Source organism: Pseudomonas arabinosi (assembly GCF_047758675.1).
GTDB lineage: Bacteria > Pseudomonadota > Gammaproteobacteria > Pseudomonadales > Pseudomonadaceae > Aquipseudomonas > Aquipseudomonas arabinosi.
On record NZ_CP180480.1, the window covers coordinates 6104962 to 6120964 of the forward strand.

Consider the following 16003-nt stretch of genomic DNA (forward strand, 5'->3'; position numbering starts at 1 on the left):
CCTCCCGTCTTGATCACATCCTTGATGCGGTCCTTGATTCGCGATTGCGCTGCACATAGCGCCCCGACCATTCAGGGACGACGCCTCGGGCCGCACTCTTCTAGACTCAATAGAAGGTCGTAGAAAGAACCGAACACGTCGCTTTGGTGCAGATGAATCAAAAGCAGCGTGGCAAGCTGCCTTAATGCCCTTATAGAGGTGCGGCGAAGACCGTGCCGGGCACAACAAGATGCCCGCACAGGGTGCCCTGGCCGACGGCCTGAAATTGCCACGATACCGTGACGTGGTGTGAGTGCCGCAGCCGACACTTTCGGACGACCGACAACCGCCTGGTTTGTCCGTGACCGTGAGGAATGCTGAATGCCTGATGAGATGTTGCACCTGCCTTTGGTCAACAGCCTGCTGGAGCGCCATAAGGGCTCCCCGGGTGCACTGTTGCCCATTCTTCATGATATTCAGGAACGCATCGGTTACATCCCCGATGCGGCCGTCCCCGAGATTGCTCACGCCCTCAATCAGAGTCAGGCGGAGATTCGCGGGGTGATCAGCTTTTACCATGACTTCCGTACCGCGCCGCCGGCCCGGCATATCCTGCGGCTGTGCCGGGCCGAGTCCTGCAAGAGCCGCGGCGCCGAGCAGCTTGCGGCGCAGTTGCGCGAACGCCTGCAACTGGACGACCACGGCAGCAGCGCCGATGGCAACATCAGCCTGCGCCCGGTGTATTGCCTCGGCGCGTGTGCCTGTTCGCCCGCCCTTGAACTGGATGGTCAGGTGCATGCGCGGCTCAGCGCTGAGCGACTGGATGCCTTGCTCGACGCTTGCAGGGAGGACGCATGATGCCGACTCTTTATCTGCCCACTGATTCTCTTGCCCGTGCCGTGGGTGCCGATGAGGTGGCGGTGGCCCTTATCACTCAGGCCCGGGAACGCAATCTGCCCCTGGAATTGCAGCGCACCAGTTCGCGCGGCCTGTACTGGCTGGAACCGCTGCTGGAAGTGGACAGCCCGCAAGGCCGGATCGGCTTCGGCCCGCTGACCGCCGCCGATGTGCCCTCCGTGCTCGAAGCCCTGCAAGGCGAGCCGTCCGCGCATCCACTGGCCTTGGGCCTGGTGGAAGAATTGCCGTATCTGAAGACTCAACAACGCCTGCTGTTCGCCCGCGCCGGTATTACTCGGCCGCTGTCGCTGGACGATTACCGGGCTCACGGTGGCTTCGAGGGTTTGACCCGCGCCATCGCAGTGGGCGGCGAGCAGACCGCGACGGAAGTGTTCGATTCAGGCCTGCGTGGCCGTGGCGGCGCTGCCTTCCCGGCCGGGATCAAATGGCGCACCGTCCGCGCCACCCAGGCTGCGCAGAAATACATTGTGTGCAACGCCGATGAAGGCGACTCAGGCACCTTCGCCGATCGCATGTTGATGGAAGGCGACCCTTTCCTGCTGATCGAAGGCATGGCCATTGCCGGCATCACCGTCGGTGCCACCTACGGCTACATCTATGTGCGCTCGGAATATCCGGATGCCGTGGCCACACTGCGCCAGGCGCTAAACCTGGCTCGGGCCGCCGGTTACCTCGGCGCCAATGTCGGCGGCAGCGGCCAGGCTTTCGATATGGAAGTGCGGGTCGGTGCCGGCGCTTACATCTGCGGTGAGGAAACCGCGCTGCTGGACTCTCTCGAAGGCAAGCGCGGGATCGTCCGTGCCAAGCCGCCGATCCCCGCGTTGCAGGGCCTGTTTGGCCTGCCGACGCTGGTGCACAACGTGCTGACCCTCGCTTCGGTGCCGCTGATTCTGGCCAAGGGCGCGCAGTTCTATCGCGACTACGGCATGGGCCGTTCCCTCGGCACGATGCCTTTCCAGCTGGCGGGCAATATTCGTCATGGTGGTTTGGTGGAACGGGCCTTTGGCCTGACCCTGCGGGAACTGGTGGAAGACTACGGTGGTGGCACCGCGAGTGGCCGACCGCTGAAAGCCGCTCAGGTCGGCGGCCCGCTCGGCGCCTGGGTGCCGCCAAGTCAATTCGACACGCCGCTGGATTACGAAGCGTTCGCTGCCATCGGCGCGATGCTCGGTCACGGTGGTGTGGTGGTGGCTGACGACAGCCTGGACATGGCCCACATGGCGCGCTTCGCCATGCAGTTCTGTGCCGAGGAATCCTGTGGCAAATGCACCCCATGCCGCATCGGCTCGACCCGGGGCGTGGAGGTGATTGACCGACTGCTGGCCGCACCTGACCAGAACGGTCGCGATGAGCAGGTAATCATCCTCAAGGACCTGTGCGACACACTGCAATACGGTTCGCTGTGCGCGCTGGGCGGCATGGTCTCCTTCCCCGTAGCCAGCGCCCTCAAGTACTTCCCCGCCGACTTCGGTCTGCAATCTTCGGAGGCCGACCAATGATCACTCTCTTCGACCCGAACACCGATATCGATCTAGGCACTCCAGCCCGCGACAGTCAGGTGCAAATCACCCTGAACATCGATGGCCGCAGCATCAGCGTGCCCGAAGGCACCTCGGTGATGCGCGCCGCCGCACTGCTCGGCACCACCATTCCGAAACTGTGCGCCACCGACAGCCTGGAAGCCTTCGGCTCCTGCCGCATGTGCCTGGTTGAAATCGACGGCATGCGCGGTTACCCGGCGTCCTGCACCACGCCGGTCACCGAAGGCATGAGCGTGCACACCCAGACGCCGAAGCTCGCGACCCTGCGCCGCAACGTCATGGAGCTGTACATCTCCGATCACCCGCTGGATTGCCTGACCTGCTCGGCCAACGGCAATTGCGAGCTGCAAACCGTCGCCGGTCAGGTCGGGCTGCGAGAAGTGCGTTACGGCTATGAAGGTGACAACCATCTGGCCGACGTGAAGGACACTTCCAACCCCTACTTCGACTTTGACCCGAGCAAGTGCATCGTCTGCAACCGCTGCGTGCGTGCCTGCGAAGAAACCCAAGGTACCTTTGCCCTGACCATTACCGGGCGCGGTTTCGAATCCCGGGTCGCGGCCGCCGGTGGCGAGAACTTCCTCGATTCGGAATGCGTGTCCTGCGGCGCCTGTGTGCAAGCCTGCCCCACCGCGACGCTGATGGAAAAAAGTGTGGTCGAACTGGGTCAGCCCGAACGCAGCGTGATCACCACGTGTGCCTATTGCGGCGTGGGCTGCTCGTTCCGCGCCGAGATGAAAGGCGACAAACTGGTGCGCATGGTTCCAGACAAGAATGGCCAGGCCAACCACGGCCACTCCTGCGTCAAAGGGCGCTTTGCCTGGGGCTACGCCACCCACCCGGATCGCATCACCAAACCGATGATCCGCAAAAACATCAACGATCCCTGGCAGGAAGTCAGCTGGGATGAGGCGGTGACCTACGCCGCCAGCGAATTCCGCCGACTGCAGCAAAAATACGGCCGCGACTCCATTGGCGGCATCACCTCAAGCCGCTGCACCAACGAAGAAACCTACCTGGTGCAAAAACTGGTGCGCGCCGCGTTCGGCAACAACAACGTCGACACCTGTGCGCGGGTCTGCCATTCGCCGACCGGTTATGGCCTGAAACAAACCCTGGGCGAGTCCGCCGGCACCCAGAGTTTCGACTCGGTGATGCAGGCTGACGTGATCCTGGTGATGGGCGCCAACCCCAGCGACGCCCACCCGGTGTTCGCCTCCCAGCTCAAACGCCGCCTGCGTGAAGGCGCGCGACTGATCGTCATCGATCCACGTCGCATTGATCTGGTGGACTCGGTGCATGCCCGCGCCGAACTGCACCTGGCCCTGCGCCCGGGCACCAACGTCGCGATGCTCAATGCCCTGGCCCACGTCATCGTCACCGAAGGCTTGCTCAATCAGGCCTTTATCGACGCTCGTTGCGAAGGCACGGATTTCGCTCACTGGAGCGAGTTTGTCAGCCGTGCGGAAAACTCGCCGGAAGTCCTCGGCGCCATCTGCGGCGTAGAACCTGCCGACATCCGCGCCGCCGCCCGCCTGTATGCAACCGGTGGCAACGCAGCGATCTATTACGGTCTGGGCGTCACCGAACACAGTCAGGGCAGTACTGCTGTGATGGGCATCGCCAACCTGGCCATGGCCACTGGCAACATCGGCCGCGAAGGCGTGGGCGTGAACCCGCTGCGTGGGCAGAACAACGTTCAGGGCTCCTGCGACATGGGCTCCTTCCCCCACGAGCTGCCTGGCTACCGCCACATCTCCAACGAGGTGGTACGGACGCAGTTCGAACAGGCCTGGAATGTCACCCTGCAACCCGATCCGGGCCTGCGCATCCCGAACATGTTCGAAGCCGCCCTCAGCGGCAGCTTCAAGGGCCTGTATTGCCAGGGCGAGGACATCGCCCAGAGCGACCCGAATACCCAACACGTCACCGCAGCCCTGTCCGCCATGGAATGCATCGTGGTGCAGGACATTTTCCTCAACGAAACCGCCAAGTTCGCCCACGTGTTCCTGCCGGGCTGCTCGTTCCTGGAAAAAGACGGCACGTTCACCAACGCCGAGCGGCGCATCTCCCGGGTGCGCAAGGTTATGGACCCTCTGGGCGGCAAGGCCGACTGGGAAGGCACCGTGGCCTTGGCCAACGCCTTGGGCTACCCGATGAACTACACGCACCCGTCAGAAATCATGGATGAAATCGCCAGCCTGACGCCGACCTTCACCAACGTCAGCTACGCCGAACTGGATCGCCACGGAAGCCTGCAATGGCCGTGCAACGCCGCGGCACCGGACGGCACGCCGACCATGCACATCGAGGAGTTCGTGCGCGGCAAGGGGCGTTTCATGCTCACCGGCTACGTGCCCACCGAGGAAAAGGTCAACAATCGCTATCCGCTTCTGCTGACCACCGGGCGCATCCTCAGCCAGTACAACGTCGGCGCCCAGACCCGGCGTACCGAGAACGTTGCCTGGCACGACGAAGACCGCCTGGAAATCCACCCGACCGACGCCGAGAGCCGTGGCATCAACGAAGGTGACTGGGTCGGCATCGGCAGCCGCGCCGGCCAGACCGTACTGCGTGCGCGGGTCACCGAACGGGTCGCCCCAGGCGTGGTGTACACCACTTTCCACTTCCCTGAATCGGGGGCTAACGTGATCACCACCGACAACTCCGACTGGGCCACCAACTGTCCGGAGTACAAGGTCACGGCCGTGGAAGTCAGCCGCGTCTACCACCCTTCCGAGTGGCAAAAACGCTATCAGGAGTTCAGTGACAACCAACAACGCCTGCTCGACGAACGCCGCCAGGCGCGTGGCTCTAAAGCCGAGGTACGCCGATGAGCACTGAAAACCTGATCAAAATGGCCAACCAGATCGCCCAGTACTTCGCCAGCCAACCAGACCAGCAACAGGCCGTACTCGGCGTGCGTAATCATCTGCAGATGTACTGGACGCCCGGCATGCGCAAGGAATTGCTGGCCTGGCAGACGGAACATCACGGGGCAGACTTGCATCCACTGGCGCAGGCAGCGGTCAGTGGGGCGGGCTGGGAGGCTTAGACCAGCAGAACTGTGGAAAAACCTGTGGGAGCGAGCCTGCTCGCGAAAGCGGTGTATCAGTCACTACAAAGTCGTCTGACAGTCCGCATTCGCGAGCAGGCTCGCTCCCACAGGGGTTATGCGTAGTGGCTTGTATTCGGATGCACTGGCAAGACGACTAACGCTGCCAACCCGCCCGTCGACCGATTACGCAGTGTCAGCTCGCCTCCGTGTTCCAGCACAATCGCCCGCGCCGCCGATAACCCCAAACCAACGCCCCCCGTGCTTTTGTTCCGTGAGCCTTCCATTCTGAAGAACGGTGCAAAAACCTGTTCAAGGCTGGCATCCGGAATACCCGGGCCACGATCCAGTACTTTGATCCTCACCTCTCCAGCACCCGGGATCAGTTCAATCGCCGGCTCACTCCCGTACTTGATCGCGTTATCCAGCAGATTGGTCATCACCCGCTTAAGCCCCAATGGCCGCCCGAAATACACCCACCTCAGTGGTCCACTGAAAGCAATCTCGACACCCTGATCCCGGTAATCATCCAGCAGCGTTTGCAGCAGTTCCGCCAGATCAAACTGGGTCGCAGGCTCAAGCCGGGCATCATCGCGGAAGAACTCCAACGCCGAGTTGATCATCGCCTGCATTTCATCCACATCACGAAACAACCGCTGCTGTTGCTCGCTGTCTTCGATGAATTCGCCCCGCAAACGCATCCGCGTCAGGGGCGCGCGCAGGTCGTGGGAGATGGCGGCGAGCATTTGCGTGCGGTCGCGGATGAAGTGCTGCAGCTGGGCTTGCATAGCGTTGAAGGCGAGAATCGCCTGGCGGATTTCGTGGGGGCCGAGCGGTTCGATGGGCGGTGCACGGAAGTCCACGCCGAAGCGTCGGGCACCTTCGGCAAAGTGCTGCAAAGGTGTGGCGAGGCGCCGGGTGGCGATCAGCGCGACCAGGGCGGTGGAGATCAGCACCAGCACGATCACGATCAGGTAGCGTGGCGTTTCGTCGAGGCCCCAACTGCGCGAGGGCACGGAGAACATCAGCCATGTCGAATCCGATAGTTCGATCAGCAGCGCGTAATGTGCGTCCGCCGTGTGCTCCGTCCAGTCGGCCGGTTCATAGGCTTCGATGCGCCGGTCAGGGGCTCTGAGCATCGACTGCAGGAAGGTCGAGCCGATGTCGGACTTCGGTTCTTCCACTGGCGGCAGATTGAGATCGTGCCGATCCGGGTGCCAACTGACGGTGAAGCCGTTCTCGCCGGCAGCTTGCGCCAATGAATTGCGCAGGGGCGCCGGTGCAGCCTCGATGACGCGGGTGATGGCAGCGGCTTTTTCCAGCAAGCCGATTTCGATCAGTGGCGGACGCGCCCACACGCCGGCCAGTTGGATAAACAGCCCGTTGAGTGCCAGTGAAATGAGCATGGCCAAAATGATCGTCAACGCGATCCAGCGCGCCACCGTATCCCGGCGAATCCGCTTCCGCCAGCTCATCGCCGCGTCACGCTGGGCGTGAACAGGTAACCGCCATTGCGCACGGTGCGAATCATCGCCGGCCGTTTGGTGTCGGGCTCGAGTTTGCGCCGCAGGCGGCTGACCTGAACGTCGATGCTGCGATCGAACGCCTCATGACAATGCCCTCGCGCCAGGTCCAGCAATTGCTCGCGGGTGAGAATGCGCTGCGGGTGTTCGACGAAGACCAGCAGCAAGTCAAACTCACCGGCCGACAGTGGAATCATCACGTTGTCCGGCGAGCGAAGTTCACGACGGGTGACGTCCAGGTGCCAGTTGGCGAAGTCGATCAGTGGCCGTGGTCGTTCCTGCGATACCGGGCGGCGCTCGTCCACGCGACGCAGCACGGCGCGCACTCTGGCCAGCAGTTCACGGGCGTCGAAGGGTTTGGTCAGGTAATCATCGGCGCCCAGTTCCAGGCCGACCACCCGGTCGCTGAGTTCACCCATGGCGGTCAGCATAATCACCGGCATGGCGTAGCGAATCCGCAGTTGCTGGCACAGGATCAGCCCGCTGTCCCCGGGCAACATCACGTCAAGAATGATCAGGTCTGGCGGCTGTCGCTCGATGGCCGCCCACAGCGACGGGCCGTCGGTGGCGACCTCGACGCTGTAGCCGTGCTGCACGAAGAATTTTTTCAGTAGATCGAGGACCTCAAGGTCGTCGTCCACAATTAAAAGGCTGTTCACCGAAGGTCACTTAAGGGACGAATGGAACCGCCATCTAAAACCATTCACGGCAGCGCGTCATATATTTCAATCCTGCAATAAAGCGTCAGCGCCGCAATAAACCAGACATCTTTGCGCAAGGCGCGGGGCTCAGCATCTCGGCGAATTCCTCCCGAGTATCGCGTCCATGTTGCCTTTCAAATGTGCTTCCAGGCTGGCCCGCAACACCTCGATTGCCGTGCTGGTTGCCGGGTTGGCGGGTTGCAGCAGTCAGCCGCCGTCCACCACCGATGTGAGTTGCGCCGACATCGCCTATTCAGTGTACGACCCGGCGGAACCGTTCAATCGTGGGGTCTTCGCGTTTAACCGGGTGGTCGATGACTACGCCATGGCGCCGGTCGCTCGCGGCTATCGATACTCGCCGGATTTTTTCCAGACCGGTGTGCATAACTTTGTGGCGAACTTCGGCGAGCCCAAGGTGTTCATCAATGACCTGCTGCAAGGCAACCCGATGCGCTCGGCCAATACGCTGGGGCGTTTCGCGCTCAACACCACGGTCGGTGTGGTGGGCTTGATCGACGTCTCCGGCATGGTCGGCATCCCGCGTCACGACGCAGATTTCGGCCAGACGTTCGGCGTGTGGGGCATCGGCAATGGGCCGATCGTCGAGTTGCCGTTGCTCGGCACTTCCAACAGCCGCGACGCCGTCGGCCGCGTGCTCAGTTTTGTGGTCGATCCGTTTGGCAGCAACAGCGAAACCGTGGACACGCTGTCCACCATCAGCATGGTCGGTGGCATCGTCGATGGCCGCGCAGAAGCCTTACCGCTGACCGACAGCCTGCAAAAACTGCCGGACTACTACAGCGCGTTACGCAACGTGGTCGCCGAGCATCGCGCCGCCTACGTGGACGATGGTAAACAAGGCTCGGCGCAGACAACCAAACCTCAATGCACAGGAGCACCGGCCGATGGTTTCTGAAGGCAATAGCCTGATGCTGCAGCAACGGGTCATCCAGCCCGACCCGGCCACTCTGCACTGTCGGGAAATTACCCTGCGCCTGTCAGCGGACTGTCGCCAACTGGTGCTCACCCGCTACACCGAACACTATGGCCCGGCGCTGGTGCGGTGGATCGAGCGTAGCCACACGGTGTCCGTGACAGAGCTGTTTCGCTGGCTCGTGGCCAATGGCGAGACGGATGTAATGAAGGCGGACAGCGAGCGGGTGCCTTGACTGCCGGATTCGAGCCAGTTGCGTTTCATTGACGTCAGCTGCGTTATCATCGCGCGCTTCTCTGTTCCAAAAACCCGGATGTCCATGTCTTTGCCGCTGCCTGACGATCATCAATCTCTGCCCCCAGTCCTGGTCGGGCCGCTGTTGCGGCGTCTGGAGCCCACGCGGCTGGTGATGTGGCTGGTGGGGTCGCGGGCGTTGTCGCTGACGTTGCGTCTGCAAGATCGCGACGCTATCCACCTCGACGCGAGTCAGTGCACGGTCATTGCGGTGGGCACCCAGGCCTTTGTTCATTTGATCGATGTGTCGCTGGACGCCGCCCTGCCCTGCGACACGTTAATCGAATACGACCTGCTGATTGACGACACTGGCGCAGGCATCGCCGATTGGGCTCCGCACTTGCTGTACGGCGACGCACGTTGCCCAAACTTCGTCCTGCGTAAACGGGCCGATCATCTGCTGCACGGTTCTTGCCGCAAACCTCACCATCCGGCCCCGGACGGTTTGCTGTGCGTCGATCGTTTGCTGGAGGCCGAGCCGGACGCACACAAACGCCCGGCGCTGTTGATGATGAGTGGCGATCAGGTTTATGCCGACGATGTCGCGGGGCCGATGCTGCGAGCCATCCATGACTTGATCAAGCGGCTTGGGCTGTTCGAAGAGCACCTCGAAGGCGCGGTGGTCAGCGACAGCGCCAAACTCTACGAGCACCCCGCCAGTTACTACCATCGTGCGGATTTGTTACCGGCGCTGGAGAGCAACGAAACCCTGCGTGAGCGATTTTTCGGTGGCGCGCGTAAGCCGATTTTCACCAGCAGCAGTGCCGACAACCATCTGGTGACGTTCGCCGAAGTCATGGCCATGTACCTGCTGGTCTGGTCGCCAACACCCTGGACATTGATCGCCCCGCAACCACCGGCACTGACACCTGAAAGACGCAAGCGTTATGCGCTTGAGCAGACGCGCATCGATGGCTTCAAGGCCGGTCTGGGAGGCGTCGCCCGAGCACTCGCTCACCTGCCGTGCCTGATGATTTTCGACGACCACGATATTACCGATGACTGGAATCTTTCCGCGCAATGGGAGGAAACGGCCTACGGCCATCCGTTCTCCAGGCGCATCATCGGCAACGCGCTGATTGCTTACATGCTGTGCCAGGGCTGGGGCAACAACCCGGATGCGTTCGGCGCTGTGCTGAAGAAGACCGGCGGATTGAGCACGACCGGGCATGACCGCTACCTCGACAGTGACATTCAGGACGAGTTGATTGACGAGCTGCTGAGATTTCAGAACTGGCATTACGTGCTGCCCACCAGCCCGGCCATCGTCGTACTCGACACCCGCACCCGGCGTTGGCGCAGCGAGATGAACCTCAAGCAGCCATCAGGTTTGCTGGACTGGGAAGCCCTCAGCGAACTGCAACAGGAACTGCTCGATCACCCTTCGGCCATCATCGTTTCGCCGGCACCGATCTTCGGCGTCAAACTGATCGAAACCGTGCAGCGCGTTTTCAGTTGGTGCGGTTATCCCCTGCTGGTGGACGCCGAAAACTGGATGGCCCATCGCGGGGCGGCCCAGGTGATCCTGAACATTTTCCGACACTCGCGCACACCCGGTAATTACGTGGTGCTGTCGGGCGATGTGCATTATTCCTTCGTCTACGAAGTATTGATCCGACACCGCAAGGCCGGCCCGCGCATCTGGCAGATCACCAGCAGCGGCATCAAAAACGAGTTCCCGCCCGCGCTGCTCGAGTGGTTCGACCGTCTCAATCGCTGGCTCTACTCGCCGCGCTCACCGCTGAACTGGCTGACCAAACGCCGACGCATGCGCATTGTCCCGCATGTCCCGGAACATGCTGAAGCGGGTGAACGGCTGTGGAATTCGGCGGGGATCGGGCAAGTGTTCTTTAATGAAAAAGGACAGCCGCAGGAGATCTATCAGCACAACTCGAACGGTTTGCCGAAGACGCGGATGGTTGCGCCTGAGAATGGCGACTGAAGGCCAATCGCTCCCACACTCTGCGTGATTACGGCTCCCTTAAATGATCGGTGTCGCTCATGAACCTCACTCGAACCCTGATCATCGGCAACTCTGGTTCCGGCAAAAGCTGGCTGGCCGAACAAATGGCCGAGCACCTGCAAGTGCCGTGGGTCGATCTCGATTCGATTCACTGGTTGTCCGACGAACACAGCATCGCCCGCCCCCGTGCCGAGGCGTTGGGCATGGCACGGGTGGTGGCCAGTGAAGAGCGCTGGGTGATCGAAGGCGTTTACGGCTGGATCATCAGCGAACTCTTGCCCCGGGCGACAGCACTGATCTGGCTGTGCGTTGAAGATGAGGAATGTGTTGCCAATGTTCATCAGCGAGAGGCGCAGCGGGACAAGAATGACGAGTTGTTGATTGCGTTGCTCGACTGGGCCGGCAGCTATCGTACCCGCGAAGACTCTAGTGGATTTGCCGCGCATCAGCGTCTGTTCGAAGGGTTTGGCGGTTCGAAACTCAAACTCAGGGATCGAACCGAAATCACAACATTCGCGAACACCGTGTTACAAGCCAACTAACTCACACTGTCGATCGTTCCCATGCTCCGCGTGGGAATGCAGCCCGGGACGCTCCGCGTCCCTTTCGAGAGCTGGAACGCGGAGCGTCCCTTGAGGCATTCCCACGCGGAGTGTGGGAACAATCAATTGTGTATCAGGCCGCGCTCACTGCCCGGCAAACCCCTCTCACAATCATCTCCACTTCCCGCTCATCAATCGTCAGCGGCGGCAGCAAGCGAATGGTTTTGCCCCGTGTCACGTTGATCAGCAAGCCGTGATCCCTCGCGGCGATGAGGGTCAGATCGCGAATCGGCTGTTTGAGTTCGATGCCGATCATTAAACCCTGGCCGCGGATCGCCAATACGTTCGGGTCGTCCGCCAATTCAATGCGTAATCTGGCCAGCAAACGCTCGCCCTGAAGTTTGGCGTTTTCCAGCAGCCCTTGTTCTTCGATGATCTCCAGCACGGTGCAACCCACGCGGCAGGCCAGTGGATTACCGCCGAAGGTGCTGCCGTGACTGCCGGGAGTGAAAAGGTCGGCGGCTTTGCCCCGGGCCAGGCAGGCGCCGATGGGAATGCCGTTGCCCAGGCCTTTGGCCAGGGTCATGACGTCCGGAACGATACCTTCGTGCTGAAAGGCAAACCACTGACCGGTGCGGCCGATGCCGGTCTGGATTTCGTCGAGCATCAGCAACCACGAGCGCCGAGTGCAGAGTTCGCGAATGGCTTTCAGGTAGCCGGGCGGGGCCATTTGGACGCCGCTTTCACCCTGAATCGGTTCCATCAGGATCGCCACGATGCGCGGGCCGTGGGCTTGCTGCACCTTGTCCAGCGCCTTGAGGTCACCGAATGGCACTTTGACGAAGTCCCCCGGCAACTCGTTGAAACCCAGGCGCACGGCCGGGCCATCACTGGCGGACAAGGTGCCCAGGGTGCGGCCGTGAAAGGCGTTTTCCATGACCACCACCAGCGGTTGCTCGATGCCTTTTTGCCAGCCATACAACCGAGCGAGTTTCAGCGCCGTCTCGTTGGCTTCGGCACCGGAGTTGTTGAAGAACGCTCGCTCCATGCCCGCCAGTTGCGTCAGTTTCTGCGCCAGCCGCTGTTGCCAGTCAATGCTGTAGAGGTTGGAGGTGTGCAACAGCAACCCGGCCTGTTCACTGATGGCCGAGACTATTTTCGGATGGGAGTGACCGACGTTGGTCACTGCCACGCCCGCCACCGCGTCCAGGTATTCACGACCGGCCTGATCCCACAGGCGTGTGCCCAGGCCCTTGCTGAAACTCAAGGCCAAAGGTTGGTAAGTGGTCATCAGGCAGGCGGCGGTCATGACATCAGGCTCCATCAATGGTCGGTGTTTTTGCAGTATGGTTAGCCACCTGAGCTAGATAAACGCTGCAACACTTCAATCATTTTAAAGCTGGGCTTGATAATGGATTTGTTCCAGGCAATGACCGTTTACGTCAAAGTGGTGGAAACCGGCAGCATGACCGCCGCCGCGTTGCAGTGCGAAATGTCCACCACCATGGTCGGCAATCACCTGCGGGCGTTGGAGCAACGCCTGGGTGTGCGCCTGCTCAACCGTACGACGCGACGCCAGCGGTTAACAGAATTCGGCACCGCTTATTACCAGCGTTGCCTCGAAGTGCTGGGGCTGGTGGCCGATTCCGAACGGTTGGCCGAGCAGGCCCTCGACGAGCCGAGCGGCACCTTGCGCATCACCGCACCGCTGACGTTCGGCAGCGAAAAACTGGCACCGGCCCTGAGTGAATTCACCCTGCTGTGTCCACGCGTCAAATTGGATGTGGTCCTCACCAATCGCCGTCCGGACCTGCTCGAAAACGGTTTCGACGTGGCGTTTCGGCTGGGCAATACCGAGGAGGCCCACCTGATCGCCCGTCCACTTCTCGACTACAGCCTGACCATGTGCGCATCACCGGAGTACCTGTCGCGCAAAGGCACACCGCAGAAACCCGAAGATCTGCAACACCACGACTGTCTATCCTTTGCCTATCCGGCCGGGGATGACTGGCAGTCGGTGGAAAAACACTGGCGCCTGACCGGTCCCGACGGAGAAGTGGCGGTAGCGGTCAGTGGACCGATGTTGATCAACAGTTCGGCAGGGCTGCATCAAGCGGCGCGAACCGGTATGGGCATCGTGGTGTTGCCTGATGCGTTGATGGAGCAAGACCTCAAGGACGGAACACTGGTGGCATTGATGCCGAATTACCTGCCGCCGAGCCGACCGATGAACCTGATGTATGCCCAGGATCGCTACCGTTTGCCAAAACTGCGTAGTTTCGTCGACTTTGCCTTGCAGAGATGGGGCAAGCACTAGCCGGCTCAATACGCCATCGACTAATCTCCCCGACAAGCGGATCACTTAGATATCAGGGCGGCAGGGAGTGCGGAGATGGGTGAAGCGTCGAATATCGAGCCGTTGAAGTTCAATCTGCAGGATTTGAACGAAGACATGCTGCACACCATTCTGGAGCTGGTCAGCGACGGCATCTGGGACTGGAACGCCAACACCGGGTTCGTCTATCGCAACCCCCGGTGGTACGAAATGCTCGGCTACCCGCCTCATTCCCTGAATAACAACGTGTTGACCTGGGAAAACGTGATCCATCCCGACGATTACCCGCAGGTCATGGCGCTGTTCGACGACTACCTGAATCAACGAGCCCCTGGCTATCAGGCCGAGTATCGCTGCCGCATGCAGGATGGCAGCTATATCTGGATCGAAGATCGTGGCTACGTATTGGCACGCAATGCCGACGGCTCGGTGGCGCGGATGGTCGGCGCGCACCGCAGTATCGAAGACAAGAAGCGCCTGTACGAAGCGCTTGAACGGCGCAACCAATCCCTTGAAGCGATCGTTGAAGAACGTACCCGAGAATTGTCTCGCGTCAATCAGCAACTGCAAATCCAACTCGAAGAAAACCGCAAACTGGCGGAAACCGACACACTGACCTCAATCGCCAATCGCTATCTTCTGGAAAAAGCCCTGCCCCAGGAATGCGAACGCGCCCAGCGCTTTCGGCAACCGCTGTCGCTGATCGCCATGGACATCGACGACTTCAAGAACATCAACGATCACTATGGCCACGCGCTGGGCGATGCGGCATTGGTGCGGGTGATCGATAGCGTGAAGCACTGCGTACGCGAGGGCGATCTGCTCGCGCGTTGGGGTGGCGACGAGTTCATCCTGATCCTTCCCAATACTCCACTCGCCGACGCCCGGACCCTCGCTGAACGTATCCGCCATGGCCTCGCAAACCTGCTGCCAGTGGGGGACTTTCAAGTGACCATGAGTTTTGGCGTGGTTCAGCGCTTTGACGAAGAACAACAGACCGGGTTGCTGTCCAGGGCCGATCAGGCGCTGTATCGGTCGAAGATCGCGGGCAAGAATGTGATTTCCGGATGAATAACGCCTTGCATGTCCGCGATGTACGACCCTCGGAAGCAGAGTCCGTGCGCCTTTTCCTGGGGCAAAACGGATGGGCTCACCGCACAGGTTCCGCTGAACATTTTGCGCAGTTGATCGCTAACTCCCAACGCACAGCCGTTGCCATGAAGGACTCCCAAATTATCGGTTTTGCCCGAGGCATCACGGACGGCCTATCAAACGGTTATCTGTCGATGGTCGTTGTCTGTGGACAACATCGACGTGAAGGTGTCGGGCGCGCGTTGGTTGAACATGTCATGGGCGAGAACACCGACATGACCTGGGTTCTGCGAGCAGGCCGGGAAGGTGCTTCGGATTTCTTTTCAAGCCTGGGTTTTGAAACCTCGACCATTGCGATGGAGCGTCCGCGCGGTAAATAGCCAACCCGCCATTTACATCCCCGCCTTCACCAATACCGGTTTCTCCTGATACCGATCCGGATAAAGCTTTTTCAGCTGCGCGACCTTCGGTAGATCGTTAATCACGATGTAGGGATAGGTCGGGTGCTCGGTCAGAAAGTCCTGATGTTCCTCCTCGGCCGGGTAGAAACCGTTGTAGGTCTCCAGCTTGGTGACAATGGGTTTGTTGAACGAACGGGCGGCGTCCAGCTGGGCGATGTAGGCCTGGGCGATACGTTGCTGTTCGCTGTTTTCCGGGAAAAGCGCCGAGCGATACTGAGTACCGCTGTCAGGTCCCTGACGGTTGAGTTCGGTAGGGTTGTGAGCCACCGAGAAGTAGATTTGCAGCAAGGTGCCGTAGCTGACCTGACGGGGGTCGAAGGTGACTTCGACGGATTCCGCATGACCGGTATCGCCACCGCTGACCCGCTCGTACTGAGCCGTGTTGGCTGCACCGCCGGCGTAACCGGAGACCGCTTTCTTCACCCCTTTGACATGCTGGAACACGCCTTGGACGCCCCAGAAGCAACCGCCGGCAAAGACCGCCCTTTCGCTGTCGGCCTGGGTGATTTCGTCGAGGGTAGGTGGAGGAATAATGACCGCGTCTTCCGCCGCACCGAAGGAGAACGCCAGGCATTGGCCGATGACGCCGGCAGCGGCCAGGCCCAACAGGGTGCGGCGCAAAGTGAACAGGGTTTTCATGAGGCTGATTCCTGAATGAATGGAAT

15 protein-coding genes are annotated in these 16003 nt (G+C 60.9%); 11 read left to right on the forward strand and 4 right to left on the reverse strand.

What is annotated here, in order from left to right; translation table 11 throughout:
- The first annotated feature begins 360 nt into the window (after window positions 1–360).
- The 4 genes from ACMXYJ_RS28405 to ACMXYJ_RS28420 are packed head-to-tail and all read left to right on the forward strand — an operon-like array spanning window position 361 to window position 5493.
- Window positions 361–837 carry a formate dehydrogenase subunit gamma gene (locus tag ACMXYJ_RS28405; RefSeq protein WP_415757807.1) on the forward strand — a complete coding sequence of 159 codons (477 nt, stop codon included), beginning with the start codon at window positions 361–363 and terminating at the stop codon, window positions 835–837.
- A complete protein-coding gene (locus ACMXYJ_RS28410) occupies window positions 834–2396 on the forward strand; it encodes a formate dehydrogenase beta subunit (protein WP_415757808.1) in 1563 nt (520 codons plus the stop codon). Before ACMXYJ_RS28405 ends, ACMXYJ_RS28410 begins: the two co-directional genes overlap by 4 nt.
- Window positions 2393–5275, forward strand: coding sequence for a formate dehydrogenase subunit alpha (gene fdhF / locus ACMXYJ_RS28415; RefSeq protein ID WP_415757809.1), 2883 nt, complete (start codon window positions 2393–2395; stop codon window positions 5273–5275). The genes ACMXYJ_RS28410 and fdhF overlap by 4 nt, the downstream gene beginning before the upstream one ends.
- The gene (locus tag ACMXYJ_RS28420) at window positions 5272–5493 is read left to right on the forward strand and encodes a formate dehydrogenase subunit delta (protein ID WP_415757810.1); all 222 of its coding nucleotides are present in this window, start codon (window positions 5272–5274) and stop codon (window positions 5491–5493) included. The genes fdhF and ACMXYJ_RS28420 overlap by 4 nt, the downstream gene beginning before the upstream one ends.
- 116 nt (window positions 5494–5609) lie before the next feature.
- Here ACMXYJ_RS28420 and ACMXYJ_RS28425 read toward each other — a convergent pair whose 3' ends face one another.
- Together ACMXYJ_RS28425 and ACMXYJ_RS28430 are read right to left on the reverse strand one after the other, a co-directional pair.
- On the reverse strand, window positions 5610–6968 hold the full coding sequence (locus tag ACMXYJ_RS28425; RefSeq protein ID WP_415757811.1) for a sensor histidine kinase: 1359 nt from the start codon (window positions 6966–6968) through the stop codon (window positions 5610–5612).
- Window positions 6965–7675, reverse strand: a complete 711-nt coding sequence (locus ACMXYJ_RS28430) for a response regulator (protein WP_415757812.1) — start codon at window positions 7673–7675, stop codon at window positions 6965–6967. The genes ACMXYJ_RS28425 and ACMXYJ_RS28430 overlap by 4 nt, the downstream gene beginning before the upstream one ends.
- Before the next feature lie 166 nt (window positions 7676–7841).
- Here ACMXYJ_RS28430 and ACMXYJ_RS28435 point away from each other — a divergent pair, with 166 nt between their 5' ends.
- The 4 genes from ACMXYJ_RS28435 (at window position 7842) to ACMXYJ_RS28450 (ending at window position 11450) form a co-directional block, all read left to right on the forward strand.
- A complete protein-coding gene (locus ACMXYJ_RS28435; RefSeq protein ID WP_415757813.1) occupies window positions 7842–8633 on the forward strand; it encodes an MlaA family lipoprotein in 792 nt (263 codons plus the stop codon).
- Window positions 8623–8886 carry a hypothetical protein gene (locus ACMXYJ_RS28440; RefSeq protein ID WP_415757814.1) on the forward strand — a complete coding sequence of 88 codons (264 nt, stop codon included), beginning with the start codon at window positions 8623–8625 and terminating at the stop codon, window positions 8884–8886. Before ACMXYJ_RS28435 ends, ACMXYJ_RS28440 begins: the two co-directional genes overlap by 11 nt.
- 78 nt (window positions 8887–8964) lie before the next feature.
- Window positions 8965–10887, forward strand: coding sequence for an alkaline phosphatase D family protein (locus ACMXYJ_RS28445; RefSeq protein WP_415757815.1), 1923 nt, complete (start codon window positions 8965–8967; stop codon window positions 10885–10887).
- Between the two features lie 59 nt (window positions 10888–10946).
- Entirely contained in the window at window positions 10947–11450 is a 504-nt protein-coding gene (locus ACMXYJ_RS28450) for an adenylate kinase (protein WP_415757816.1), read from the forward strand.
- Window positions 11451–11583: 133 nt separating this feature from the next.
- Here ACMXYJ_RS28450 and ACMXYJ_RS28455 read toward each other — a convergent pair whose 3' ends face one another.
- Window positions 11584–12759 carry an aspartate aminotransferase family protein gene (locus ACMXYJ_RS28455; protein ID WP_415757817.1) on the reverse strand — a complete coding sequence of 392 codons (1176 nt, stop codon included), beginning with the start codon at window positions 12757–12759 and terminating at the stop codon, window positions 11584–11586.
- 102 nt (window positions 12760–12861) lie between these two features.
- On the opposite strand from ACMXYJ_RS28455, the gene ACMXYJ_RS28460 reads away from it, so the two are divergent.
- The 3 genes from ACMXYJ_RS28460 to ACMXYJ_RS28470 all read left to right on the forward strand — a co-directional run bounded on the left by ACMXYJ_RS28460 (window position 12862) and on the right by ACMXYJ_RS28470 (window position 15257).
- Window positions 12862–13767 carry a LysR family transcriptional regulator gene (locus tag ACMXYJ_RS28460; RefSeq protein WP_415757818.1) on the forward strand — a complete coding sequence of 302 codons (906 nt, stop codon included), beginning with the start codon at window positions 12862–12864 and terminating at the stop codon, window positions 13765–13767.
- Between the two features lie 75 nt (window positions 13768–13842).
- Entirely contained in the window at window positions 13843–14856 is a 1014-nt protein-coding gene (locus ACMXYJ_RS28465) for a sensor domain-containing diguanylate cyclase (protein ID WP_415757819.1), read from the forward strand.
- On the forward strand, window positions 14853–15257 hold the full coding sequence (locus ACMXYJ_RS28470) for a GNAT family N-acetyltransferase (RefSeq protein WP_415757820.1): 405 nt from the start codon (window positions 14853–14855) through the stop codon (window positions 15255–15257). Before ACMXYJ_RS28465 ends, ACMXYJ_RS28470 begins: the two co-directional genes overlap by 4 nt.
- A 12-nt stretch (window positions 15258–15269) precedes the next feature.
- On the opposite strand, the gene msrA is transcribed toward ACMXYJ_RS28470, so the two are convergent.
- The gene (gene msrA, locus ACMXYJ_RS28475) at window positions 15270–15977 is read right to left on the reverse strand and encodes a peptide-methionine (S)-S-oxide reductase MsrA (protein ID WP_415757821.1); all 708 of its coding nucleotides are present in this window, start codon (window positions 15975–15977) and stop codon (window positions 15270–15272) included.
- Window positions 15978–16003 lie beyond the last annotated feature (26 nt).

Coding starts and splice junctions, on each gene's coding strand:
- ACMXYJ_RS28405 (WP_415757807.1), top strand. CDS start 361: ATGCCTGATGAGATGTTGCACCTGCCTTTGGTCAACAGCCTGCTGGAG.
- ACMXYJ_RS28410 (WP_415757808.1), top strand. CDS start 834: ATGATGCCGACTCTTTATCTGCCCACTGATTCTCTTGCCCGTGCCGTG.
- fdhF (WP_415757809.1), top strand. CDS start 2,393: ATGATCACTCTCTTCGACCCGAACACCGATATCGATCTAGGCACTCCA.
- ACMXYJ_RS28420 (WP_415757810.1), top strand. CDS start 5,272: ATGAGCACTGAAAACCTGATCAAAATGGCCAACCAGATCGCCCAGTAC.
- ACMXYJ_RS28425 (WP_415757811.1), bottom strand. CDS start 6,968: ATGAGCTGGCGGAAGCGGATTCGCCGGGATACGGTGGCGCGCTGGATC.
- ACMXYJ_RS28435 (WP_415757813.1), top strand. CDS start 7,842: ATGTTGCCTTTCAAATGTGCTTCCAGGCTGGCCCGCAACACCTCGATT.
- ACMXYJ_RS28440 (WP_415757814.1), top strand. CDS start 8,623: ATGGTTTCTGAAGGCAATAGCCTGATGCTGCAGCAACGGGTCATCCAG.
- ACMXYJ_RS28445 (WP_415757815.1), top strand. CDS start 8,965: ATGTCCATGTCTTTGCCGCTGCCTGACGATCATCAATCTCTGCCCCCA.
- ACMXYJ_RS28450 (WP_415757816.1), top strand. CDS start 10,947: ATGAACCTCACTCGAACCCTGATCATCGGCAACTCTGGTTCCGGCAAA.
- ACMXYJ_RS28455 (WP_415757817.1), bottom strand. CDS start 12,759: ATGACCGCCGCCTGCCTGATGACCACTTACCAACCTTTGGCCTTGAGT.
- ACMXYJ_RS28460 (WP_415757818.1), top strand. CDS start 12,862: ATGGATTTGTTCCAGGCAATGACCGTTTACGTCAAAGTGGTGGAAACC.
- ACMXYJ_RS28465 (WP_415757819.1), top strand. CDS start 13,843: ATGGGTGAAGCGTCGAATATCGAGCCGTTGAAGTTCAATCTGCAGGAT.
- ACMXYJ_RS28470 (WP_415757820.1), top strand. CDS start 14,853: ATGAATAACGCCTTGCATGTCCGCGATGTACGACCCTCGGAAGCAGAG.
- msrA (WP_415757821.1), bottom strand. CDS start 15,977: ATGAAAACCCTGTTCACTTTGCGCCGCACCCTGTTGGGCCTGGCCGCT.